Here is a 21,224-nt window from a genome sequence, read left to right on the forward strand (position 1 = left end):
CCGCCGAGATGCCGATGTCGGTGATGGCCGGTTTCCCTGACCTTGGGCGGGTCAGGCTAGGTCCGCCGAAGCCACGCATACTCGTTCGTATGACCGGTAGCGGAGAACTCGGCGGCTTCTTGAAGGCCCGGCGGGCGCAGTTGCGGCCCGGCGAGGTCGGGATCAAGACGTACGACGAACGCCGCCGGGTGCCCGGTCTGCGGCGGGAGGAAGTCGCGTTGCTGGCCGGGATCAGCGTTCCGTACTACACCCGGCTGGAGCAGGGGCAGTCGCATCGGGCCTCGCCGGAGATCCTCGACGCGATCGCCCAGGCGCTGTGTCTGACCGACTCCGAGCGGACCCACCTGCGAGCACTGGCCGACGCGAAGCAGCGCCGGCAGCCGACGCGGCGGCCGGCACCCGAGCGGGTCACGGACGCGACCAAGGCGCTGCTGGCCGCGTTGGGAGATGCGCCGACGATCGTGCTCGGACGGAGTACCGAAGTACTCGCGTGGAATCGGCAGGCGCATGCGCTCTATGCCGGGCACCTGGACTTCGAGGCACCGCAGAAGGCGGCCACCCGGCCGAACATGGCCCGGCTGGTCTTCCTCGACGCCCACACCCGCGAGCTGTACTCCGGCTGGCTGGCCAAGGCCCGCGCGGTGGTCGGCAACCTGCGGATCACGGTGGCCCGGCACGCCGATGATCCGGTGCTGCTCGGGCTGATCGGCGACCTGACCGTGAACAGTCCCGAGTTCGCCAAGCTGTGGGCCGACCACCGGATCAAGACCTGCGACGTCAGCGAGTACGAGCTGCGCCACCCGCTGGTCGGCACGATGACCATCACCCAGCAGACCCTGCAGAGCCCTTCCCAGCCGGACCAGTTCATCGTCGTCTCGACGGCGCCGGCGGGGTCGCCGTCCCAGACCGCGCTGAACCTTCTCGCCCAGGCGACCACCCCGGCTAAGGCGCACCAGCCGGTCTGACACCACCCAACAGCCACGGCCCGACCGCACCGGTCGTTGCCGCTGACAAGCACGCCCACAACTGAAGGAAACCCATGCACAAGTCATTCGCCATCGCCGCGCTGGCCACCGCGAGCCTCGCGGTGATCGGCCTCCAGCCGGCCACGGCCTCCCCCACAATCTCCACCACTGCCGTCTCCTCGCGTGCCTACATCGCGGCCCACTTCGACCTCGCGACCGGCCAACTGCCCGAGAACGTCGCGCTGGCTCCTGGCGGTGTCGCCTACGTGACCTTCGCGGCCGGCCGTCAGATCGCCCGCGTCTCCCCCGACGGCACGACCCGGATCCTCACCACGCTGCCCGCCCCCGCGGACGGCGGCAGCAACACTCCGGTGCTCGGCTTCCCGCTCACCACCGGCATCGTCCGCGACAGCCACGGCACGCTCTACTTCCTCTACGCCACCGGTACTGCGGACCTGACCGGCGTCTGGCGACTCCGACCGGGCGGCAAGCCGGAGCGCATTGCGGCCCTGCCCGCCACCGGCGTACCGAACGGCCTCGCGCTCGACCAGCGCAGCGGTGACCTCTTCGTCGCCGACTCGGTGCTCGGCACGATCTGGCGAGTCTCGAAGTCCGGCGGCACTGCCAAGGCCTGGTCGACCGCTCCCGAGCTGGCCTCGACGGGCTTCCTCGGCGTGAACGGCCTGAAGCTCCGCGGCGGAGCCGTCTGGGTGACCAACCTCGACCAGGGCACCGTACTACGGATCCCGATCGACCACCGCGGTCGTCCCGGGCAGGTCCAGACCCGGGCGACCGGCCTGACCGGCATCGACGACTTCGCCTTCACCGGACGCGGCGACCAACTTCTGGCCGCCCTCAACGGGCCGAACACCGTCGTCCTGGTCCAGCCGAACGGCACCAGCGAGACGGTGCTGACCGCGGCCGACGGCCTGCAGAACCCGACCTCGATCGCGATCCGAGGCACGACGGCCTACGTCTTCAGCGCCGCCTATCTCACCCAGCAGGACCCGAACCTGATCCTCGCCCGCATCAACCGGTAGTCGTTGCATCGAGGTCGCCCGGGTGTAAACCTGGCCGGGTGGCAAAGCGAGAGCGGGAACTGCAGGGCCGTCAGCAGGAGTTCGCCGTACTCGACGGTCTGCTCGACGCCGCGCGGGCCGGCCGGAGCGGAGTACTGGTACTCCGCGGCGAGGCCGGCGTCGGCAAGTCCGCACTGCTCGAGTCGCTGGTGGCACGGAGCAACCATTGTCAGGTGGCCCGTGCCGCCGGCGTCGAGTCCGAGATGGAGCTGGTCTACTCCGGACTCCAGCAGTTGATCCACCCGTTCCTCGACCGGCTCGATCGGCTGCCGGCTCCGCAACGCGACGCTCTCGGTACGGCGTTCGGCCTGGTCTCCGGCCCGGCGCCGGATCGGTTCCTGGTCGGGCTGGCGGTGCTGAGCCTGCTGTCGGAGGCGGCCGGCGCGTCGCGTCCGGTGCTGTGCGTGGTCGACGACGCGCAGTGGTTGGACCGGATGTCCGCGCAGGTGCTCGCCTTCGTCTCCCGCCGGCTGGAGGCCGAGTCGGTGGTGATGCTGTTCGCCGTTCGCGATGGTGAACGGCACGAGCTGACCGGCCTGACCGAACTGACCGTCGACGGCCTGGACGATGACGATGCCCGGGCCTTGCTGGACTCGGTGCTCCCCGGCCCGACCGATCCGCGGGTTCGCGAGCGGATCCTGGCCGAGACGCGCGGCAATCCGCTGGCCCTGCTCGAACTGCCGCAGGCCTGGACGACGGCAGAGCTCGCGGACGGCGTCAGCTCCGGCTCGCTGGCCGGGCGAATCGAGGAGAGTTTCGTCCGGCGGCTTGAACCGCTCCCGGCCGACACCCGCTTGCTGCTGCTCATCGCGGCCGCTGAGCCACTCGGCGACGCGACCCTGCTCTGGCGTGCCGCCGAGGAACTGGGGTTGGGCGCTGACCCCGCTGCCCCGGCGGTCGAGTCGGGGCTGATCAGCTTCGGTCAGCACATTCGGTTCCGGCATCCGCTGGTGCGCTCCGCGGCGTACCGGATGGCTTCGCCGCAGGAGCGGCAGGCCGCGCACCGGGCCCTCGCGACCGTCACCGATCCTGAGGTCGATCCAGATCGCCGCGCGTGGCATCGCGGTCAGGCGACCGATCGGCCGGACGAGGCGATCGCCGCGGAGCTGGAGAGTTCGGCCCGGCGATCCCAGGGGCGTGGCGGTTTCGTTGCCGCTGCTGTCTTCTTCGAGCGTTCGGCGGCCTTGACGCCCGATCCGCATCAGCGCGCCGAGCGGGCGTTGGCCGCAGCCTCGGCCAGGCGCAGCTCCGGTGGTCTGCGCGAGGCGTTGACCCTGCTCGGCAGCGCGGCCGCGGGACCGCCGCATGCGCTGCGGGCGGCGGAGATCGAGCGACTGCGCGGCAGGATCGCGTTCGACCAGGGACGTGCGGGCGACGCGGCCAGGCTGTTGCTGAGTGCGGCCAAGCAGTTGGAGCCGCTTGACCCGGTCGAGTCTCGGGAGACCTACCTCGAAGCGCTGTCGGCCGCGATGTGGTCGACCGGGCCGGATGCTCCCGGCATCCTGATGGAGACGGCGAACGCAGTACCGGCTGCTGTCGAGTCGGATCGACCGGCCGACCTTCTGCTCAACGCGTTGGCGCTGCGGTTCACGCGCGGCTACGCGGCGGCCGCGCCGTACCTGTCCAAGGCGGTGGCCGAGGCCCTGCGGACCGAGATCACCACCGCAGAGGTCGGCGACTGGCTCTGGCTGGCCGGGAACCGCGTCGGCGGCGCCGTCGCGATCGAGGTGTGGGACATCGACACCGGTCTCGAACTCGGCGTCCGGCAGGCCCGCCTGGCCCGCGAGACGGGCTCGCTGGTGCAGTTGCAGTTCGCCCTCAACTTCCGCGCCAACCTGCTCTGCGAGACCGGCGACCTGGCCACCGTGGCAGGCCTGGTCGAGGAGGACGCCCGGATCGCCGCCGCGACCGGCAACCCGCGGATCGGGCACAGCACCATGCTGCTGGAGGCGTTCCGCGGCAACGAGGCCACGGCCACCCAGCTGATCAACGCGATCACCCGCGAGGCGACCACGCAGAACCAGGGCCGGATCGTGGCCTTCGCGACGTACGCGAATGCCGTCCTGCACAACGGCCTCGGCCGGTACGACGTGGCGCTGGAAGCCGCGAACCGGGTGTTCGAGCAGGACATCGTCGGGTACGGCGTACTGGTGATCGGCGAGCTGGCCGAAGCGGCCTCCAGGACCGGCGACACCAAGCTGGTCGAGTCGACGCTGGCCTGGCTGACCGAGCGCACTGCCGCCGTACCGACCGATTGGGGACTCGGCTTGCTGGCTCGCGTCCGGGCCCTGCTCACCTCCGACGAGGCCGCCTACCGCGAATCGCTCGACCACCTGAGCAGGACCAGCCTCCGGGTCGAGATCGCCCGCGGCCACCTCCTGTACGGCGAGTGGCTGCGCCGCGAGGGCCGTCGCGTCGATGCCCGCGAGCAACTCCGCACGGCCCACGAGTTGCTGCTCGAGATGGGACTCGGCGGCTTCGCCGAGCGCGCCCGGCACGAGCTGCTCGCCACCGGCGAGACGGTCCGGAAGCGCACCCCGGAGACGGCGAACGACCTGACCGCGCAGGAGGCGCAGATCGCCGGTCTGGCCCAGGACGGGCTGACCAACCCGGAGATCGCCGCGCAGCTGTTCATCAGCCACCGCACGGTCGAGTGGCATCTGCGCAAGGCCTACGCCAAGCTCGGCATCACGTCCCGCCGCCAGCTCCGCGGCGCGCTGACCCGCTCCCCTGCCTGACTTTCCGGGCACCAGTGTGTTCCACGGGTGCGACGCCTCCGGCCGAGCGGGAGGATCGCAGTACAGGCAGCACGAAGGAGTGACCGTGGACTACCAGCTGGGCGCGATCGTCGTACCGGTCTCCGATGTCGATCGGAGCCGGCACTTCTACCGCGCCCTGGGCTTCCAGCTGGCCGCCGACGAGAGCGCGGCGAACGCCCGCCTGGTCTGGCTCACCCCACCAGGCTCGCAGTGCTCGATCATCCTCGGCACCGGCCTCACCAGCGCCGCACCAGGCACCCTGACCGCCCGCTTGACCGTGACCGACCTGGAGGAAGCCCGCAGCTGGCTGCTCGCGCGGGGCGCCAAGCCCGGCCCGGTCTCCCGCAGCGAGGGCTGCGACTCCTCGGTCTTCAGCGACCCCGATGGCAACCACTGGATATTGGAGAAGAGATGACACAACTGGCCGGGCAGACGGTCGTGGTGATCGGTGGCAGTCTGGGCATCGGGCTGGAGACCGCCCGACGTGCTCGGGCGGAAGGCGCGACGGTGACAATCACCGCGCGCAACACCGAGCGGCTGCAGAAGGCAGGTGCGGACATCGGCGCCGAGACGGCTGCTTTCGACGCAACGGATTTCGAGGCGCTCGGACAGTTCTTCGAAGGTCTGCCGGCGATCGACCACATCCTCGTCACCGGCCCAGGCCCGTACTACGCACCGCTCCCCGAACTCGATCTCGACAAGGTGCGCGCGGACGTCGAGTCGCATCTGCTGCTGCCGATCCAGCTCGCCAAGCACGCGATCGGCAAGGTGCGGCCGGGCGGGACGCTGCTGTTCATGGGCGGCACCGGCGGCCGGCGTACCGCGCCCGGGTTGTCGATCATCGGCGCGCTGACGGCCGCGATGCCGGCCCTGACCCGCAACCTCGCGCTCGAGCTCGCCCCGATCCGGGTCAACCTGATCGCGGCCGGCTTCGTCGACACTCCCCTGTCGGCCACGCTGCTCGGCGACGGGCTGGAGGCGCGCCGCGAGCAACTCCGCGAGACGCTGCCGACCGGCCGGGTGGTCGGCCCGGAGGACGTCGCGAACCTCGCCGTCCACCTGATGGCCAACACCGCGCTGACCGGCGCCACCTACGACATCGACGGCGGCCAGCAGCTCCTCTGATCAGCCGAAGGTGAAGGCGTAAGCCTCGGCGCCGGGCTCCAGGAACGTGATCTCCAGCGTCCGCTCCTGGACCCGGCCGGGCTGCCGGACGAGCTGGTACATCCGGCCCTCCCGCAGCAGACCGTTGCCATCGGCATCGACATCCACGCCGTGCGAGTCACCTGGCGCCTTCCCGTCGAGCGACACCCGGAACGGAATCGGCTCGCGGTGCCGGCTCGACAGCACCAGATGCGCGTCCCTGGCGTGGAACCGGAACTCGATCCCGCCACCGGCCCGCTGCAGTACGGCGTACTCCTGCCGGGTCTTCCACTCACCGTTCAGCCACCACCGATCGGACTGCTCACCGCGTGCGTAGCCGAGGTACGTCTCGGGCGTGCGCAACTGAGTCCAGTCGGCCCCGGCCTCGACGCCGACTCCCTCGACGGAGGTCGAGACCAGCTCACGCTCGATGCCGAGCAACCGCTGGATCACCTGCTCGGACTGCTCGTAGCGCCCTTCGCCGTAGTGATGGTCCTGGATCACCCCGGCCCGATCCACGAAGTACAGGGCCGGCCAGTAGTGGTTCGCGAACGCCGTCCAGACGCCGTAGTCGTTGTCGACGACGACCGGGTAGTCGATCTCCCGGTCCTGGATCGCCAGCCGGATCCGGTCGGTGTCGTGCTCGAACGAGAACTCCGGCGTGTGGACTCCGAGGACCACCAGCCCGTCGTCGCGGTAGGCCCGCGACCAGGCCCGGAGGTACGGCTCGGTGCGCAGCCAGTTGATGCAGGTCAGGGTCCAGAAGTCCACCAGGACGACCTGGCCGCGCAGTGACTCGGACGTCAGCGGCTCGGAGTTGAGCCAGCCGGTGGCCCGAGTGAGTGAGGGCATGTGCAGACCGGCCACTCTGATCACCTTCCTGGGATTCCTTCCACCATAAGGCTGGGCGGCCCGAAGGTCTCGGGCCGCCCAGATGCCAGGTGGGGACTACTTGGGAAGGTCGGCCCCGGTCTGCTCGGCGACCAGATAGGCGGCGTACCAGTCGGGCCACTGCTCGTCGTGCTCGCCGGTGACCTTCTCGTGCTCACCGTGGGCGGTCGCGGCGCGGACCAGGGCGTCCGTCAGGTCCTTCACCGACGCGTACGCCGTCACGCCGCTGTCGATGCGGCCGGGGAGCCGGGTGGTGACCTCCTGCAGCAGCCAGGTGTTGCCGTCCGGATCGTTGAAAGTGGCAAAGGAGCCGTAGCTGCTGCCTTCGGCGGGCTTGCCACTGGCCCGGCCGGTGCCGTCGGCCTGGAACTGAGCCCCCGGCTGCACCGGGTGGAACACCTCGCTCACGTCAGCGCCGCGGGCGATCAGGTCGGCCCGGGCAGCCTCGACGTCGGAGACGATCAGGTAGAGCCCCTGGGCCGAGCCGGCCGGCGCGGTGGTGATCCTGGTCCCGAACTGGACCGAGGCCGGCGATCCCGGCGAGGTGTACTGAACGACCCGGAAGCCGTTGTCGAAGGCGAAGTCGGCATCCAGCCGCCAGCCGAGGTTGCCGTAGAAGGCCTTCGACCGGTCGACGTCCGTGACCGGGATGACCACGGCTTCGAGCTTCAGGTCGACCAGACCGGTCGTCGTGGTGGTGGTTGCCGCGGTGCTGGTTTCGGTGCTCATTGCTTCCTCCTGAGTGGGATCTTCTGAGCACCAATCTGCCGCGCCGGCACCCTGGTCGCACCAGTGCAACCCCCTGGTCCCCGCCCGGCCCGTGCATCGATCACGAATCGAGAAGCAGCCCGGTGTCCCGGGCCCCTAGCGTCAGGGGCATGGAGAACAAAGAGCAGCACAAGAGCGGTACGCCGGGGCGGTTCTCGCGCTGGATGCAGCACCGGATGAACGCCCGGATGAACACCAAGGTGCGGCGCGGCAAGGGCACCTTCATGGGGATGGACGTGCTGGTCCTGCACACCGTCGGGCGGCGCAGCGGCGCCGAGCGGGAGTCGCCGGTGGCCTGGTTCGGGGACGAGCAGAACCGGATCGTCGTCGCCTCCGGCGGGGGCAGCCAGCACCCCGACTGGTTCGCCAACCTGATGGCGAATCCCGAGCAGGCGTCGATCGAGCTGCCCGACGGCAGCGCGGTACCGGTGACGCCGGAGCGCCTCGAAGGAGCCGAGCGGGAGCAGGCTTGGCAGCTCATCGCGACCGCCCAACCACGGATAGCGAAATATCAGACCAAGTCCGACCGGATCTATCCAGTAGTTCGGCTCGTTGCTCGCTGAATGTTCAGCTTCCGTTCGCCTTGGCGGGACACGATCGGGGCTCACCCGATGTCCAAGGAGCACCATTCATGTCTCTCGATCGCCGTTCCGTCCTCCGGGGTGCCGCCGTCGGCGCCACGGGTGTCGGCTTCGCCGCCGTCGGCGCCGTTCCCTCGCTCGCCCAGGCGACGCCGGAACCCGCCCCGCGGCCGTTCCCGACCGACCGCCCGTTCCCGCCGCTGATGGACGACCCCAGGGGCATCCTCGCGCTGCCGCCGGGCTTCAAGTACGCCGTCGTCACCGAGGCCGGCAAGACCAAGCTCACCACCGGTCAGCCGACCCCGACGCTGCACGACGGAACGGCGGTCTTCGGGAACGGCACCAAGCGCTACAAGCTGATCCAGAACCACGAGATCAGCGCCAACGACCCGCTGGGCGTGCCGCCGATCGCCGGCACCGTCTACGACTCCGGCGTCGGCGCGGCCGGCGGCTGCACCGTGATCGACGTCGACCGGGACGGCAAGAACTACGGCGAGTGGGTCGGCATCTCCGGCACGCTGACCAACTGCGCCGGCGGCCCGACCCCGTGGGGCACCTGGCTGACCTGCGAGGAGACCGAGAGCAAGGCCAACGGCACCACCCGGCTGAAGGACCACGGCTACGTCTTCGAGGTCTGGACCGACGGCAAGACCAACCACCCGGTGCCGCTGAAGGCGCTCGGCCGGTTCGCCCACGAGGCGGTCGCGATCGACCGGGACAAGGAGCACATCTACCTGTCCGAGGACGCCTCCGGCCCGAACGGGTCGTTCTACCGGTGGACCGCGCCGGCCGGTTACCGGCTCGGCAAGGAGAGCTGGAAGGACCTGCAGAACGTCAACTTCGGCACCTTCGAGGCGATGGCGATCCTGAACGACGACGGCCAGCCGATCCCGGACGTCGCCTACCTGACCTCGGCGCAGCTGCTGCGCCCGTTCCGGGTCAAGTGGATCCCGGTCCCCGACCGGGACGCCGTCTCGGTCTCGGCCCGCAAGCAGTTCACCGACGGCCAGGTCACCCGGGGCAAGAAGTTCGAGGGCGTCTACGGCACCCACGACGGGGTCTACGTGGTCAACTCGTTCGCCAAGATCGGTACCACCGACATCCCGGCCGACGGCGTCCCGCACGAAGGCATGATCTGGTTCTACAACTACAAGTCGGAGACCATCCAGCTGGTCACCTACTTCCCGGCCAACCCGGCCGCCGACCAGGGCGCCGCGGCGAAGTACGTGGACTTCAACTTCGATGCCCCGGACAACGTCACGGTCACCCCGTGGGGCTCGCTGATCCTGGCCGAGGACGGCCTGGCCAGCAGCCACGTGCTGAGCACCGTCCCGGGCGGACCGACGTACGCGATCGCCCGGAACCAGCTCAACGACTCCGAGTTCACCGGCCCGACCTTCTCCGAGGACGGCAAGGTGCTCTTCGTCAACATCCAGACGCCGGGCATCACGCTCGCCATCACCGGCCCCTGGCGTGACTACCTCGGCTAGAACGCCGGGCTGATGTCCATGTGGACGCGGTAGTCGACCACCTGATCCTCCCTGAGCCACATCACCGTGACGCAGGGCAGGGTCAGGTGTTCGCCGTCGGGCGTCGCGGTCTCGATGGTGAACCGGCAGAACAGCTGGTCGCCCAGCTCCGCCACCTGGTCGACCGTGTGCCGCACCCAGGGCAACGCTCCCGCGGCACCGGCCGTCGCGTCGATGATGGCGGCCTTGCCGGTCAGCGGCTCTTGATTCCCGAACCGGTACGTCGCATCGTCGGCGAACCACGACCCGAACGCCTCCGCGTCGCCCTTGTCGACGGCCGCGCACATCGCGTCGACCATCTCGTGGCGGCCGCTCATTTCTTCAGCGACAGTCCGTGCCGGGTCATGACCTCGGCGACCAGCTTCATGTCCCGCGGGCCGGGCGGCAGCTCGCTCAGCGCCCGGTAGTAGTTCTCCAGCCCAGGCGGCGAGACCACGGCGACGATCTTGGTCTCCTCGTCGAACGGGTTGTGGAACATGTGCGGCACCCCGCGTGGCATCAGCAGCGAGTCGCCCTGGCCGAGGATGTGCTCCTGGCCGTCGAGCTCGATCCGGACCTGGCCCTGCACGCAGATGAACAGCTCGTCCTCGCGCGAGTGGATGTGGGTCGGCGGGCCACCAAGTCCCGGCGGTACCACGTACTCGAACAGCGAGTAGGCGCCTTGGGTGTCGGCGCCGGTCAGTCGGGTGAAGATCCCCAGGCCGATCGCCCCGACATTGACGCCGTCACCGGACCGGATGACTCGGTGCTGCTGCTGGGCCGGAGTACTGGTGTCGGTTTCCATCGTGGGTCGTCTCCTTCGTGAGGTCCAGCCGGGCGAGCAGGGCAGGAGTGAGTTTGCGGTACGCCGCGGGGTCGATCGGGTTCAGCCAGTGCGAGGCCCGGGTGGCCCTGCTGATCTGCAGGCCGAGGTCCCCGAGCACCTCGTCGACGTTGTGCATCGAGTACGGGATGATCTTGGTGCCGCGGCAGTGATGGGTGTCGGTCGCCTCGTCCATGAAGGCGAGCTGCGCGACCACGTCGGTACGCCGTACCGCGGCGTCGGGTAGGGCGAGCGCGCCGACGAGGTCCGCCGCGATCCACAGCGCCGCCATCTCGGCGTTGAGCGGGCTGAAGAACGACGAGTTGTAGCCGTTGAAGTACAGCCCCGGCAGCTCGATCGGCTGGATCTGCCGGTAGAGCATGAAGTTGCCTCGGGCATCGAAAAGCTGGTGCTGGAGCGGCTCCGGCAGGAACGGGACACCCTGGACGAAGCCGGTCGCGCAGACGATCAGGTCGGCCGGCAGCACGGTGCCGTCGGCCAGCTCGGCGCTCGGGCGGCCGTCGGTGACCAGCAGCCGGGCGATGGTCGAGTCCCGGCGGACCTTGATCGAGCCGTCGGCGACCCCTTCGAAGAAGCCCTCGGTGGCCAGGCCGATCGCGCCCTTGACGATGTCCTCCATCTGGCCGCGGGGCACCAGGTCGTGCTCGGCCAGGGCGAACTGCTTCACCGACACCGAGCCGATCGAGTTCAGCATCGACCGCCGGATGCCCTTGCCCGGACCGTGCAGGAACTTCTCCAGCCCGCGCAGGTAGCGATAGCGGAACAGCGCCTCCCCCATCCGGGTCAGCAGCAGCATCTTGAAGTTCACCTTGCCGGCGATCTTGCGCGGGACCTTCCAGAGCAGCTGCCTCGCCACGACATCGGTGCTGGCGGCAACTTTGCTGATCGGCACCGTGACGTCGCAGGCCGACTTGCCGTAGCCGACCACCAGCACGTTCTTGCCACGGGCCTCTTCGGCGTCGTGCAGCTCGGTGCCTGCGATCAGCCGGCCGCCGGCGGCCTCGAACTCCGCCAGCCCCGGGTACGACGGCAGCGCGGGTTCGCAGAAGACGCCGTTGGCGACCACCACCCGGTCGAAGACCCCCGTCGAGCTGGTCTCCTTCGACCGCGAGGTGACCACCCATTCGGTTCCGTCCGGGACGACGGACTCGACGGTGGTCTCCAGCCGCAGTACGGGCTCGAGCTTGAACTCCTGCACGTACGCCGCCAGGTACTCCTGGACCTGCGCGCCGGTCGGCCACTCGGGGAGTTCCCTGGGCATCGGGAAGTCCGAGAACGAGTACTGCGCCTTGGGGCTCTGCGTGGTCAGCCCGGGGTACCGGCGGGTCCTGCTCCACACGCCGCCGACGTCCGGGGTCTTGTCGAAGACCTCGACCTGATGACCGGCCTGCGTCAGCACCTTGGCCGTGGTCAGCCCCGCGACGCCTGCGCCGATGATCGCAACGCGCATGGTCTTCTCCTGTCTGGCGTGGTGTGGATCACAGCCTGGAGGAGCCCTGGATCAGGAGCCAACCGACTGTCCCGGTGGCTGGGACTCCGGCTCCAGCCGGCCACGTGGCGCCCACCGACGGGTCGAATACGCCCGGCTCGCCGCGGCAGCCGCCATCCGTACCGCGGGGCCGATCCGGTCGGGCAGCACGATGCTGCTCGGCCCGGTGACCGACAGGGCGGCGACCACCTCACCCGCCGAGTCGAAGATCGGTGCAGCCACACAGCTGATCCCGACGTTGCCTTCCTCGCGCTCGTGCGCCCAGCCGCGGTCCGGGATCGCCGCCAGTTCGCGGCGCAGCGCGGTCTCGCTCGTGATGGTCCGCGAGGTCCGGCGCGGCAACCCGGCCGCGAGCACGCCTTGGAGCGTCGACTCGTCCGATCAGGCGAGGATCGCGCGGCCGAGCCCCGAGCAGTACGCCGGAACCGTGCCGCCCACCTGCGAAAGCATCGGCATCGGCCGGTGCCCGGTGATCTTGTCGACCACCAGGATCTGCGCGCCGTCCAGCACGCCGAGCTGCACGGTCGTCCGGGCGGCGCCGAACAGGTCCTGCAGGAACGGCAGCACGGCCTCGCGCAACTCGTGCCGCACCGGAGCCAGGCCGGACAGCTCGAACAGCCGGTTGCCGATCCGGTACCGGTCCTGCGGTTTGTCGAGCCAGCCGAGCTGGATCATCCGGGTCGCGGTCCGGTGCACGGTGGAGCGCGGCAGGCCGGACCGGCGTACCAGGTCGGCCAGCGCCAGCTCGCGATGTGTCGCGTCGAACGCGTCCAGCAGCGCGGCGGCGCGCTCCAGTGATCCGATCGCCGAGTCGGCGGTCGGCGATCCGGAGTCCCGGGGAGCGGGACTCATCCTCGGTCCGTCTCAGCCATGGGTCGAATGTAAAGCCATCATGGAGCCCAGTCACCCTCGAACATCCAGCCGTGTCGCCCTGGTGGGCGGCGGAGCCGGCGGGATCGGCGCTGCCACCGCGGCTGCCCTCGGCGCGTCCGGCCACCGCGTCGTGCTGGCCGGACGCACCCTCAGCACATTGAAGGAAACCGCCGGGGCGCTCGGCGGGGACACCGACTACCTCGTCTGCGATCTCTCCGACCCCACCGCGGCACGCGACATAGTGGCCGAGGTCCAGACCCGGCACGACACTCTCGACGTCCTGGTCGCCAACTCAGGCGGTCCAGCACCCGGCCGTGTCCTCGACATCCCCGACGAGCAGTGGCGCCACGACCTCGACCTGCTGCTCCTCGGTCCGCTCGCTCTCCTCCGAGCAGCACTCCCCGCGATGGCCGAGCGCAACTTCGGCCGCGCGGTCCTGGTCACCTCGACCGCAGTCCGCCAACCTCAACCAGAGCTGGCCAGCTCGACCGTACTGCGCTCCGCCGCCACCGCAGCGGCCAAGCTCGCCTCCCGCCAGTACGCCGCCCGTGGTGTCACCGTGAACTGCGTCGCTCCCGGTGCGACACTCACGCCACGACGGGTGGCCATCCTCCGCAGCCGAGCACAGGCGGAGGGCATCCACCTGGCCGCCGCGGTCGCCGACGACCAGGCCGACATCCCGGCCGGACGCCCGGCCGATGCCAGTGAGATCGCCGCCGCGATCGCCTTCCTGGCCTCCCTCGGCGCCGGTTACGTGAACGGCACCGTGCTGACGGTCGACGGCGGCCGGACCGAAAGCATCTGAGAGGACGACTGCACCCATGGCCAGCTCCGGACCCGACTTCACGATGACCGACTTCCTGGCCGGTCTCACCCACACCGTCCGCCCCGGCGACCAGCGCCCCCTGGTCGTCCAGGACGACGAGCTGAGCACGATCCCGGCCGGGTCGGTGCCCAACCCGACCACCCTGCGGATCGCCGGCAAGTTGCCGACAGCAACCTTCGAGCTGTTCCGGCAGACCATCCCGGCGGGCGAAAGCTCCGACATGCAACGGCACTACCACGAGACCGTGCACTACGTGATCGCCGGCGACGGCCACAGCGAGATCGAGGTCGACGGCGGCACCGAGACGGTCGGCTGGAGCACCGGGTCGTTCGTCTACACCCCACCGTGGGCCTGGCACCGGCACTACAACGACTCACCGGAGCTGCCGGTCGAGTTCCTCACCATCGAGAACTCCCGGCTGCTCGGCCTGTTCGGGCTGGCCCGCCGCGAGAGCGCAGGACTGGCCACGTTCGCCGAGGCTCGCGCCCGGTTCGACCATCAGGAGGAGACATGACGATCCCCGACCACGTCAGCGTGTGGGGCGAGCTCGCCGACCTCGACCACACGCTCCGGCACGTCGACGTACCGGTTGCTGGTGGCAACGTCCGGACCCGGGTGCTGCAGGCCGGCGCCGGCCCCGAGCTCGTCCTGCTGCACGGCACCGGCGGCCACCTGGAGGCGTACGCGCGGGACCTGGCCGGGCTGGCGCAGGACTTCCACGTCACGGCGTACGACATGGTGGGCCACGGCTGGTCGGAGCTGCCCGACTACCCGTACACGATCGACGTGCTGACCGAGCACCTGATCGGGCTGCTCGACGTCCTCGGGATCGCCAAGGCGCATCTGTCCGGTGAGTCGCTCGGCGGCTGGGTGGTCGCGTGGACGGCCGCGCACCACCCCGACCGGGTCGACCGGCTGGTGCTCAACACTCCCGGCAACATCGCCAACAAGCCCGAGGTGATGCGCCGGCTGGTGGAGAGCACGATGGCCGCGGTGACCGATCCGAGCGACGAGACGGTACGCCGCCGGGTCGAATTTCTCTTCCACCACAAGGAGATGGTCACCGACGAACTAGTGAACCTGCGCCGCCAGGTCTATTCGCGGCCGGGTTTCGTCCAGGCGATCACCAACACCCTGGTGCTCCAAAATCCAGAGGTCCGCAAGGACTTCGCCTGGGACCCGAGCTGGGTGTCGCAGGTCAAGGCGCCGACCCTGCTGCTGTGGACCGATCACGATCCGACCGGCGGGCTCGACGAGGCCGACCTGCTGCTCGGCTGGCTGCCGGACGCACGGCTGCACGTGATCACCGACGCGGGTCACTGGCCGCAGTGGGAGAAGGTTCCGGAGTACCTCGAAACCCATCGGGCCTGGCTGCTGCTCGGGAAGAACCCCTCCGATGGCTGAGATCGTCGGCTTCGTCGGGATGTCGCACAGCCCCTTCGCCACCCTTCTTCCGCCGGAGGAGGTCAGCGCGCCCGGCGGCCGGTTCCTGCGGGACGCCGACCGGGTCCGCCGCGCGGTCGAGCGGCTGGCGCCCGACGCGATCGTTGTCGTCGGCCCCGATCACTTCCATGCGAACTTCTACGACGTGATGCCGCCGTTCGTGCTGGGCGTCGAGCAGGCGGTCGGGTTCGGCGACTTCGGCAGTACCGCCGGACCGCTGCCGATCGCCAGCCAGCTCGCCTGGTCCGCATACGACGGGCTGGCCGCGGCCGGCTTCGACATCTCGCTGTCCTACTCGCTCACGGTCGACCATGGTGTGGTGCAGGGCTACGAGATGATCACCGGCGGAATCGACCTGCCGATGGTCCCGCTGGTCGTCAACACGGCGGCTCCTCCCCTGCCTTCCCTGCAACGCTGCTTCACCTTGGGCCACGCGCTCGGCCAGGCGCTGCGCAGTTCGCCGGACGCCGGACGGGTGCTGATCGCCGCGAGTGGCGGGCTGTCCCACTGGCTGCCGTCCAACGACCCGCGCGACCCCGCTGTCACGGGTGACCGGCGAGACGCTCTGATCCACGGTCGCGCCGATGCGCAGGCCTTCGCGGCCGCGCGCGAACCGAGGGTCCGGGCGATGGGCGGCAACCCCACCGCGCCGGTCAACGCCGACTGGGACCAGTGGTTCCTGGAGCGGCTGACCGACAACGAGCCGGCCGCGATCGCGGACCTCGGCCACGAAAAGCTCGAGGAGTACGCCGGGACCGGCGGCCACGAGGTGCGCTGCTGGCTGATCGGCCAGGTCGCCGCCGGCCGGCCGCTCGCCTGGTCCAGCTATGAACCCGTGCCCGAGTGGATCACCGGCATGGGCATCGGCACCACCTTCACCGTCGACTGACCCCAGCGAAATCGGAGAAGCCATGAGCACCCGCCCCCAGCTGCCAGCACCCGATCCCGACGAGACCGGCCCGTACGTCCATCTCGGCTTCGCCACCGCGCGGCCGGGCCGGGAGGACGAGGTCGAGCAACTCATCGTCGCCCTCGCCGAACCGCTGCGAGCCGAGCCGGGCGCGATCGAGTTCCACGTCCATCGCGATCGCGCCGACCGGCGGCAGTTCGTCATCTACGAGATGTTCCGGTCCAAGGCCGATCTGGAGGTGCACCTCGCCCAGCCGACGACGCAGGCGTTCGTCCAGGCCATCGCGTCGTTGGTCGAGGGTCCGCTGCGCCAGCAGTTCCTGAGGATGTGCAGCGAGCTGCCGGCTGCGATCGCCGTGGCGGAGTGACGTCATGGGGCTCCTCGTCATCGCCCTGCTGGCGTTGTCGATCATCATGGCGCGAAGGGTCTGGGGCCGGGTCAGCGGGAATCCGTTGCCCACGGTCACCGCACGGCAGCGTCGAGGCGGACGGGTCCGGCACTTCCTGGACAGTCTCGGTAAGGCGCGACGACGGTTGCCGGTTGCGACAGGCAGTTGCGACCATCCGGCAGTTTCGCCTTTGGTTGCCGACGGCACCGATTGCGAGGTGCTGGTGGTCGGCGCCGGGCCGAGTGGGCTGATGACCGCGGCGTTGCTGGTGCGGCAGGGGGTGCAGGTGCGGATCATCGACGCGGGCAGCGGGCCGGCCACCGAGTCGCGGGCCTTCGCGATCCAGGCCCGGACGATCGAGTTGTTCCGCGGCCTCGGGCTGGCCGACGAGTTGCTGAGCCGGGGCGTGGTCACCACCGGGATCGAGTTCCACATCAAGGGCAGGCACGTCGGCGGGCTCGACTTCGACCGGGCGCGGGCCGGCGATACGCCGTACCAGTTCATCTTGATGGCGCCGCAGGCCGAGGTGGAGGAACTGCTGCTGAAGGACCTGGCCCGGCACGGCCTGACCGTCGAGCGCGACACCCGGCTGGTCTCGCTCGAACAGACCGAGGACCAGGTCACGGCGGTCCTCGACGGGTCCACGATCAGCTGCCGGTACGTCGTCGGCGCGGACGGTTCCCGCAGTACGGTGCGGAGCTCGCTCGGGCTGGCCTTCGAGGGCGATCAGTACGCGCAGCAGTATCTGCTGGCCGACTGCAAGGTGGACTGGCCGCTGGACCACTCGCGGTTCCGGGTCTTCATGAACGGCGAGAGGATCGGGCTGTTCCTGCCGCTCGACGGATCCAAGGTGTCCCGGGTGATGGCCACCGACTCCGCCGACGAGCCGGCCAGTCTCGAACGGCTCCAGGCGGCGCTGCGAGAAGCCATGAAGATCCCGGTCACCTTGAGCCAGCCGGTCTGGGTGACCCGCTACAAGGTGCACCTGCGCAAGGTCGAGCAGTACCGGGTCGGGCGTGGCTTCCTGGTCGGCGACGCCGCGCACATCCACTCCCCGGCCGGCGGGCAAGGCCTCAACACAGGTCTCCACGACGCCGCCAACCTCGCCTGGAAACTCGCCGCCGTACTCCGAACCGGCGCAGCGCCCACCTTGCTCGACAGCTACTCCGACGAGCGGCAACCCGTCGGCGTGCAGCTGCTCAGGTTCACCGACCGGCTCTACAAGGTCGCGGCCGATCTGCACGGCGTGCGGGCCAAGCTGCGCGACTTCTTCGGCCCGTTCCTGGTCGGCCGGATGTCGGCCGCACCGATCCCGCATCGCAAGTCCTTCCGCCGGTTGTCGCAGCTCGGTCTGAGCTATCCGGCCAGCGACTACAACATCAACGAACTGCTGTACTCGCTCGCCGGACCGCGGGCGGGTCAGCGCGCGCCGGACGCGCAGCTCGGCGCGGGGCGGCAGATGTTCGACCTGCTGACCGGCTATCGCCTGCAGGTGGTCGCCTTCTCGCGGCGCAACCTCGACGAGGCCGAGATCGCCGCGCACACCGCCCAGCTCCGGTCGATCGAAGCGCTCGGCGGCACCATCGCCACTCAGCTGATCGGCCGCGTCGCCGCCCGGCGCGACGACCGTGTCCAGTCCGTCGAATCAGTCGAGGTCTTCGAGCGGTACGGGCTGACCCAGCCGGATTCCGAGGCCCTCTACGTGATCCGGCCGGACGGCCACGTCGCCTGGCGAATGGACGAACTCGACTACGACGCTTGCCGCCGTTACCTCAGCCGCCTGTACTCCGGTGCCACCTGCGAAGTTTGTCAGGGTTGAGGATGATCCAGATGGCGGTCACCTCGCTGCCGTCGGTGCTCAGACAGATGACGGCACAGGCTCGTCCTGCTCGACGCAGCGTCAGGCCGAGCCGGCCGTTGACCGGTTCGAGAGTGAGTGCGAGGGACTGCTGATCGGCGAGCAGCGCGGTGACGAAGCGGGCGGCCTCGGCGGCGCCGTGGATCGGGGTGATGGGTGCGCGGACCTTGCCGCCGCCGTCGGCGATGACCGTGATGTCGGCGGTCAGCATGCCTTCCACCGTGGCGAGGTCGCGCTCGGCGCAGGCGGAAGCGAAGCGGTGGACCACCCGGTCGTGCTGTCTGAGCATCGTCCGGATGGATCTCAGCACCTGCAGGTGCCGCTGATCCGGACCGTGCGGCAGGTGGGCGATCGGCGCCGGGTCCGGCGGCCACTCCGTTGTGCCGAGGGACGCGAGCACCTCCAGGCAGACGGCGCCCGCGACTCGGGTCAGCCAGGCCCGCGGTACTGCGATGGCGGCGCGCTCGCCCCCAGCGAGCGCGTACCACCGGCGATAGGTCTCCTGCACGATCCGGTCGGCGGTTGCCTCCGAGTCGAAGATCCACAGCGCGATCTCGAGCAGGTGCTGCCGTTCGTCGAGCAGTTCGACCAGAGACTCGGCAGCAGGTCGGCTCGAGTCATCCATTACCGGCGGCGCTCGCCCTTTGCGCGTGAGAGCGGTCAGCAGACTTCACGACCGGCACGTCCTCGGCCAGGAACGCGTCCCGGGGATGCTGGACCGAGGCCAGCGAGACGATGTCCCGGCCGAACAGCGCGCCGGTCACCCAGATCGCCAGCACCCGGATCTTGCGCTCCCAGGTCGGCACCGCCAGCACGTGGTACCCGCGGTGCATCAGCCAGGCCAGGAAGCCCTTGATGACGATCCGGCGGTACTGGAAGATCCCGCGGCCCAGCCCCAAGGTGGCGACCGCGCCGAGGCTGTGGTGCACGTAGTTCTTGGGCTCGCGGCCCCGGAGTACGGCGACGATGTTCTTCGCCAGCAGTTTCCCTTGCCGTACTGCGTGCTGCGCGTTCGGGACGGTCAGCGCACCCGGCACCCCGGAGGCGAGGTCGGGGACCGCGGCGTCGTCGCCGGCACCCCAGGCGTCGGGCACGATCTCGTCCCGGGTTCCGACCCGGAGGTCAGCGCGGACACTCAGCAGGCCGCGCGGGTCGATCGGCAGATCGGTGTGGCTGCGAACCATCGGGTTCGCGGCGTTGCCGGCCGTCCACACGATCAGCTCGGAGTCGAACTCCTCGCCGGTGGACAACACCACGTGGCCGTCGCGAGCGGACACCACCTGGCTGTTGAGATGGACGTGCGCGCCCCGCTTCTCCAGCGACCGCACCACCCATGCGCCCGGCTTGTCGGTCACCTCGGGCAGGATCCGGCCCTGCGCCTCGACCAGATGGAAGGCCAGTTCACTGGCGTCCAGCTGCGGGTAGGACTTGAGCAGAGCAGTCGCGAACGACAGCAGCTCACCGAAGCCCTCGACCCCGGAGAAACCGCCGCCCACGAAGGTCGTCGTGAGCAGCCGCCGGCGCAGCGGCCCGGGCTCGAGCATCGAGGCTTGGTCGAAGGCGGTCAGCAGCCGGTCGCGGATCGCCACCGCTTCCTCGACGTGCTTCATCCCGATCGCCTGCTCGGCGACGCCCGGGATGGCCAGCTTGCGGGTCACCGCGCCCGCGGTGACCACGATGATGTCGTAGCTCAACTCCAGATCGGGGCCGAGCGACGGATGGATCGTGACGGTCTTGTGCCGATGGCAGACCCCCGTCACCGTCCCGGCCAGGATTTTGGTCCGCTTCAGGTGCCGCCGCAGCGACACCGCCGCATGCCGGGCCTCGATCGACCCGGCCACGATCTCGGGCAGGAACGGCTGATAGGTCATGTACGGCCGGGGATCGACCAGCACCACCTGCGCCTCGTCCCGCCGCAGCTTCTTCTCCAGTCGCCAGGCCGTGTAGAAGCCGGCGTACCCGCCACCCACCACCAAGATGGTCCGCACGATGTCCTCGTTTCTTCGCTCTCACCAGCTAAGACCGAGTAGCCCTCCCAATTGTGACTGGCGGGGTCATCGGGGTCCTTGCTCCGCGGTCGGGCGGCTGATCGCGTGGATCAGCTGCATCGAGATCTGGTCGCTGGCGAAGAGCCGGCTGAGCCGCTCCCCCTGCCGGGCCGCCAGCGCGTAGGCATGTGCCGAGCGATGTCTGGCGGCGATCGCCGCGTTGACCTGCTCGACCCGCCGCGACCACGACAGCGGCGCTGCCTTCGGGCGGCTGGTCTGCTCGAGCAGCGTGAAGCCGGACCGGTCGAGCAGCGTGCTGAGTTCGTGCTGGGTCGGGAAATGGTTGCCGTCCGGCGCCCACAGACTCTCGTTGCTGTGAGCGACAACAGCCAGCAGCCCGAACGAGGCGCCGGGCGTCAGCACCCGATGGATCTCGGCCAGCAGACCAGCCTTGTCCTCGACCGTGTCCAGCACACCCAGACACCAAGCCGCGTCGACCGACCCGCTGAGCAACGGAATCCGAGCCCCATCGGCAGCAACCACCGGCAGCCCGAAGAGTCGCGAGGCGGCACGGCAGGCGGCCTGCATCGGTTCCACCAAGATCGGCCGTACGCCGAACCGCTCCGCCGCCCAGGCAGCCGGCCCACCCGCTCCCGCGCCGACGTCCAGCAACCTGGTCCCCGCCGACAACTCGCACGCCTCGGCCAGCCAGGCAAGAGCCGCCGGACTCGCGCTGCCACGACAAGCAGCAGGTATCGCGTACCGGATCCCGAGTTCCTCGACCGCGTCGGCGGTCCACCCCGCGACATCGTCGAACTCGGCAACCATCGCCGCAACCGTCACGGCAAGCTCCTGTCTCGTCGTCGGCCGGTGTCACTGTCTAGGACAGTGCAGCCGGACCGGCTGTGACA

23 protein-coding genes are annotated in these 21,224 nt (G+C 69.8%); 13 read left to right on the forward strand and 10 right to left on the reverse strand.

Annotated elements, in window-relative coordinates:
• The first annotated feature begins 89 nt into the window (after positions 1 to 89).
• The 5 genes from AB0P21_RS25540 (at position 90) to AB0P21_RS25560 (ending at position 5,928) form a co-directional block, all read left to right on the forward strand.
• Complete coding sequence (locus AB0P21_RS25540) at positions 90 to 965, forward strand: helix-turn-helix transcriptional regulator (RefSeq protein ID WP_363699699.1); 876 nt, start codon at positions 90 to 92, stop codon at positions 963 to 965.
• Positions 966 to 1,039: 74 nt separating this feature from the next.
• Positions 1,040 to 2,005, forward strand: a complete 966-nt coding sequence (locus AB0P21_RS25545; RefSeq protein ID WP_363699700.1) for a hypothetical protein — start codon at positions 1,040 to 1,042, stop codon at positions 2,003 to 2,005.
• A 38-nt stretch (positions 2,006 to 2,043) separates the two neighbouring features.
• Entirely contained in the window at positions 2,044 to 4,782 is a 2,739-nt protein-coding gene (locus AB0P21_RS25550; RefSeq protein WP_363699701.1) for an AAA family ATPase, read from the forward strand.
• Between the two features lie 85 nt (positions 4,783 to 4,867).
• Positions 4,868 to 5,218: a VOC family protein gene (locus AB0P21_RS25555; RefSeq protein ID WP_363699702.1), complete on the forward strand. Its 351-nt coding sequence runs from the start codon at positions 4,868 to 4,870 to the stop codon at positions 5,216 to 5,218.
• Positions 5,215 to 5,928 (forward strand): SDR family oxidoreductase, encoded by a 714-nt coding sequence (locus AB0P21_RS25560; protein ID WP_363699703.1) that lies wholly within the window; start codon positions 5,215 to 5,217, stop codon positions 5,926 to 5,928. The genes AB0P21_RS25555 and AB0P21_RS25560 overlap by 4 nt, the downstream gene beginning before the upstream one ends.
• On the opposite strand, the gene AB0P21_RS25565 is transcribed toward AB0P21_RS25560, so the two are convergent.
• Positions 5,929 to 6,822, reverse strand: coding sequence for a redoxin domain-containing protein (locus AB0P21_RS25565; protein ID WP_363699704.1), 894 nt, complete (start codon positions 6,820 to 6,822; stop codon positions 5,929 to 5,931).
• 72 nt (positions 6,823 to 6,894) lie between these two features.
• Positions 6,895 to 7,566 carry a VOC family protein gene (locus AB0P21_RS25570; protein WP_363699705.1) on the reverse strand — a complete coding sequence of 224 codons (672 nt, stop codon included), beginning with the start codon at positions 7,564 to 7,566 and terminating at the stop codon, positions 6,895 to 6,897.
• Positions 7,567 to 7,715: 149 nt separating this feature from the next.
• On the opposite strand from AB0P21_RS25570, the gene AB0P21_RS25575 reads away from it, so the two are divergent.
• Together AB0P21_RS25575 and AB0P21_RS25580 are read left to right on the forward strand one after the other, a co-directional pair.
• Positions 7,716 to 8,168 carry a nitroreductase family deazaflavin-dependent oxidoreductase gene (locus AB0P21_RS25575; protein ID WP_363699706.1) on the forward strand — a complete coding sequence of 151 codons (453 nt, stop codon included), beginning with the start codon at positions 7,716 to 7,718 and terminating at the stop codon, positions 8,166 to 8,168.
• A gap of 68 nt (positions 8,169 to 8,236) precedes the next feature.
• Positions 8,237 to 9,676: an alkaline phosphatase PhoX gene (locus AB0P21_RS25580; RefSeq protein ID WP_363699707.1), complete on the forward strand. Its 1,440-nt coding sequence runs from the start codon at positions 8,237 to 8,239 to the stop codon at positions 9,674 to 9,676.
• Here AB0P21_RS25580 and AB0P21_RS25585 read toward each other — a convergent pair.
• The 5 genes from AB0P21_RS25585 to AB0P21_RS25605 are packed head-to-tail and all read right to left on the reverse strand — an operon-like array spanning position 9,673 to position 12,879.
• Positions 9,673 to 10,032, reverse strand: coding sequence for a nuclear transport factor 2 family protein (locus tag AB0P21_RS25585; RefSeq protein WP_363699708.1), 360 nt, complete (start codon positions 10,030 to 10,032; stop codon positions 9,673 to 9,675). The genes AB0P21_RS25580 and AB0P21_RS25585 overlap by 4 nt on opposite strands.
• Entirely contained in the window at positions 10,029 to 10,499 is a 471-nt protein-coding gene (locus tag AB0P21_RS25590; RefSeq protein ID WP_363699709.1) for a cupin domain-containing protein, read from the reverse strand. Before AB0P21_RS25590 ends, AB0P21_RS25585 begins: the two co-directional genes overlap by 4 nt.
• On the reverse strand, positions 10,441 to 11,988 hold the full coding sequence (locus AB0P21_RS25595) for an NAD(P)/FAD-dependent oxidoreductase (RefSeq protein WP_363699710.1): 1,548 nt from the start codon (positions 11,986 to 11,988) through the stop codon (positions 10,441 to 10,443). The genes AB0P21_RS25590 and AB0P21_RS25595 overlap by 59 nt, the downstream gene beginning before the upstream one ends.
• Before the next feature lie 51 nt (positions 11,989 to 12,039).
• Entirely contained in the window at positions 12,040 to 12,384 is a 345-nt protein-coding gene (locus AB0P21_RS25600) for an IclR family transcriptional regulator C-terminal domain-containing protein (protein ID WP_363699711.1), read from the reverse strand.
• Positions 12,385 to 12,408: 24 nt separating this feature from the next.
• Complete coding sequence (locus AB0P21_RS25605; protein WP_363699712.1) at positions 12,409 to 12,879, reverse strand: helix-turn-helix domain-containing protein; 471 nt, start codon at positions 12,877 to 12,879, stop codon at positions 12,409 to 12,411.
• A gap of 82 nt (positions 12,880 to 12,961) precedes the next feature.
• Here AB0P21_RS25605 and AB0P21_RS25610 point away from each other — a divergent pair, with 82 nt between their 5' ends.
• Genes AB0P21_RS25610 through AB0P21_RS25635 form a run of 6 tightly spaced genes read left to right on the forward strand, consistent with a single transcriptional unit; the run spans position 12,962 to position 18,286 of the window.
• The gene (locus AB0P21_RS25610) at positions 12,962 to 13,705 is read left to right on the forward strand and encodes an SDR family oxidoreductase (RefSeq protein WP_363699713.1); all 744 of its coding nucleotides are present in this window, start codon (positions 12,962 to 12,964) and stop codon (positions 13,703 to 13,705) included.
• Positions 13,706 to 13,721: 16 nt separating this feature from the next.
• Complete coding sequence (locus tag AB0P21_RS25615; protein WP_363699714.1) at positions 13,722 to 14,240, forward strand: cupin domain-containing protein; 519 nt, start codon at positions 13,722 to 13,724, stop codon at positions 14,238 to 14,240.
• A complete protein-coding gene (locus tag AB0P21_RS25620) occupies positions 14,237 to 15,130 on the forward strand; it encodes an alpha/beta fold hydrolase (protein WP_363699715.1) in 894 nt (297 codons plus the stop codon). The genes AB0P21_RS25615 and AB0P21_RS25620 overlap by 4 nt, the downstream gene beginning before the upstream one ends.
• Positions 15,123 to 16,058 (forward strand): hypothetical protein, encoded by a 936-nt coding sequence (locus tag AB0P21_RS25625; protein ID WP_363699716.1) that lies wholly within the window; start codon positions 15,123 to 15,125, stop codon positions 16,056 to 16,058. The genes AB0P21_RS25620 and AB0P21_RS25625 overlap by 8 nt, the downstream gene beginning before the upstream one ends.
• A 22-nt stretch (positions 16,059 to 16,080) precedes the next feature.
• Complete coding sequence (locus AB0P21_RS25630) at positions 16,081 to 16,446, forward strand: putative quinol monooxygenase (RefSeq protein ID WP_363699717.1); 366 nt, start codon at positions 16,081 to 16,083, stop codon at positions 16,444 to 16,446.
• Between the two features lie 4 nt (positions 16,447 to 16,450).
• Positions 16,451 to 18,286 carry an FAD-dependent monooxygenase gene (locus tag AB0P21_RS25635; protein ID WP_363699718.1) on the forward strand — a complete coding sequence of 612 codons (1,836 nt, stop codon included), beginning with the start codon at positions 16,451 to 16,453 and terminating at the stop codon, positions 18,284 to 18,286.
• Here the strand turns inward: AB0P21_RS25635 and AB0P21_RS25640 are convergent.
• The 3 genes from AB0P21_RS25640 to AB0P21_RS25650 form a co-directional block, all read right to left on the reverse strand.
• Complete coding sequence (locus AB0P21_RS25640; RefSeq protein WP_363699719.1) at positions 18,240 to 18,950, reverse strand: hypothetical protein; 711 nt, start codon at positions 18,948 to 18,950, stop codon at positions 18,240 to 18,242. The two genes, AB0P21_RS25635 and AB0P21_RS25640, sit on opposite strands and share 47 nt — an antisense overlap.
• Positions 18,943 to 20,313 (reverse strand): NAD(P)/FAD-dependent oxidoreductase, encoded by a 1,371-nt coding sequence (locus tag AB0P21_RS25645; RefSeq protein ID WP_363699720.1) that lies wholly within the window; start codon positions 20,311 to 20,313, stop codon positions 18,943 to 18,945. The genes AB0P21_RS25640 and AB0P21_RS25645 overlap by 8 nt, the downstream gene beginning before the upstream one ends.
• Positions 20,314 to 20,379: 66 nt before the next feature.
• The gene (locus AB0P21_RS25650; RefSeq protein ID WP_363699721.1) at positions 20,380 to 21,156 is read right to left on the reverse strand and encodes a class I SAM-dependent methyltransferase; all 777 of its coding nucleotides are present in this window, start codon (positions 21,154 to 21,156) and stop codon (positions 20,380 to 20,382) included.
• Positions 21,157 to 21,224 lie beyond the last annotated feature (68 nt).

The organism is Kribbella sp. NPDC056861 (assembly GCF_040687575.1).
Classification (GTDB): domain Bacteria; phylum Actinomycetota; class Actinomycetes; order Propionibacteriales; family Kribbellaceae; genus Kribbella.

Excerpts from the sequence above, each read along its gene's own strand:
- AB0P21_RS25625 (WP_363699716.1), top strand. The coding sequence starts at position 15,123 with ATGGCTGAGATCGTCGGCTTCGTCGGGATGTCGCACAGCCCCTTCGCC.
- AB0P21_RS25635 (WP_363699718.1), top strand. The coding sequence starts at position 16,451 with ATGGGGCTCCTCGTCATCGCCCTGCTGGCGTTGTCGATCATCATGGCG.
- AB0P21_RS25585 (WP_363699708.1), bottom strand. The coding sequence starts at position 10,032 with ATGAGCGGCCGCCACGAGATGGTCGACGCGATGTGCGCGGCCGTCGAC.
- AB0P21_RS25580 (WP_363699707.1), top strand. The coding sequence starts at position 8,237 with ATGTCTCTCGATCGCCGTTCCGTCCTCCGGGGTGCCGCCGTCGGCGCC.
- AB0P21_RS25560 (WP_363699703.1), top strand. The coding sequence starts at position 5,215 with ATGACACAACTGGCCGGGCAGACGGTCGTGGTGATCGGTGGCAGTCTG.
- AB0P21_RS25590 (WP_363699709.1), bottom strand. The coding sequence starts at position 10,499 with ATGGAAACCGACACCAGTACTCCGGCCCAGCAGCAGCACCGAGTCATC.
- AB0P21_RS25615 (WP_363699714.1), top strand. The coding sequence starts at position 13,722 with ATGGCCAGCTCCGGACCCGACTTCACGATGACCGACTTCCTGGCCGGT.
- AB0P21_RS25545 (WP_363699700.1), top strand. The coding sequence starts at position 1,040 with ATGCACAAGTCATTCGCCATCGCCGCGCTGGCCACCGCGAGCCTCGCG.
- AB0P21_RS25630 (WP_363699717.1), top strand. The coding sequence starts at position 16,081 with ATGAGCACCCGCCCCCAGCTGCCAGCACCCGATCCCGACGAGACCGGC.
- AB0P21_RS25595 (WP_363699710.1), bottom strand. The coding sequence starts at position 11,988 with ATGCGCGTTGCGATCATCGGCGCAGGCGTCGCGGGGCTGACCACGGCC.
- AB0P21_RS25540 (WP_363699699.1), top strand. The coding sequence starts at position 90 with ATGACCGGTAGCGGAGAACTCGGCGGCTTCTTGAAGGCCCGGCGGGCG.
- AB0P21_RS25640 (WP_363699719.1), bottom strand. The coding sequence starts at position 18,950 with ATGGATGACTCGAGCCGACCTGCTGCCGAGTCTCTGGTCGAACTGCTC.
- AB0P21_RS25605 (WP_363699712.1), bottom strand. The coding sequence starts at position 12,879 with ATGAGTCCCGCTCCCCGGGACTCCGGATCGCCGACCGCCGACTCGGCG.
- AB0P21_RS25620 (WP_363699715.1), top strand. The coding sequence starts at position 14,237 with ATGACGATCCCCGACCACGTCAGCGTGTGGGGCGAGCTCGCCGACCTC.
- AB0P21_RS25570 (WP_363699705.1), bottom strand. The coding sequence starts at position 7,566 with ATGAGCACCGAAACCAGCACCGCGGCAACCACCACCACGACGACCGGT.
- AB0P21_RS25575 (WP_363699706.1), top strand. The coding sequence starts at position 7,716 with ATGGAGAACAAAGAGCAGCACAAGAGCGGTACGCCGGGGCGGTTCTCG.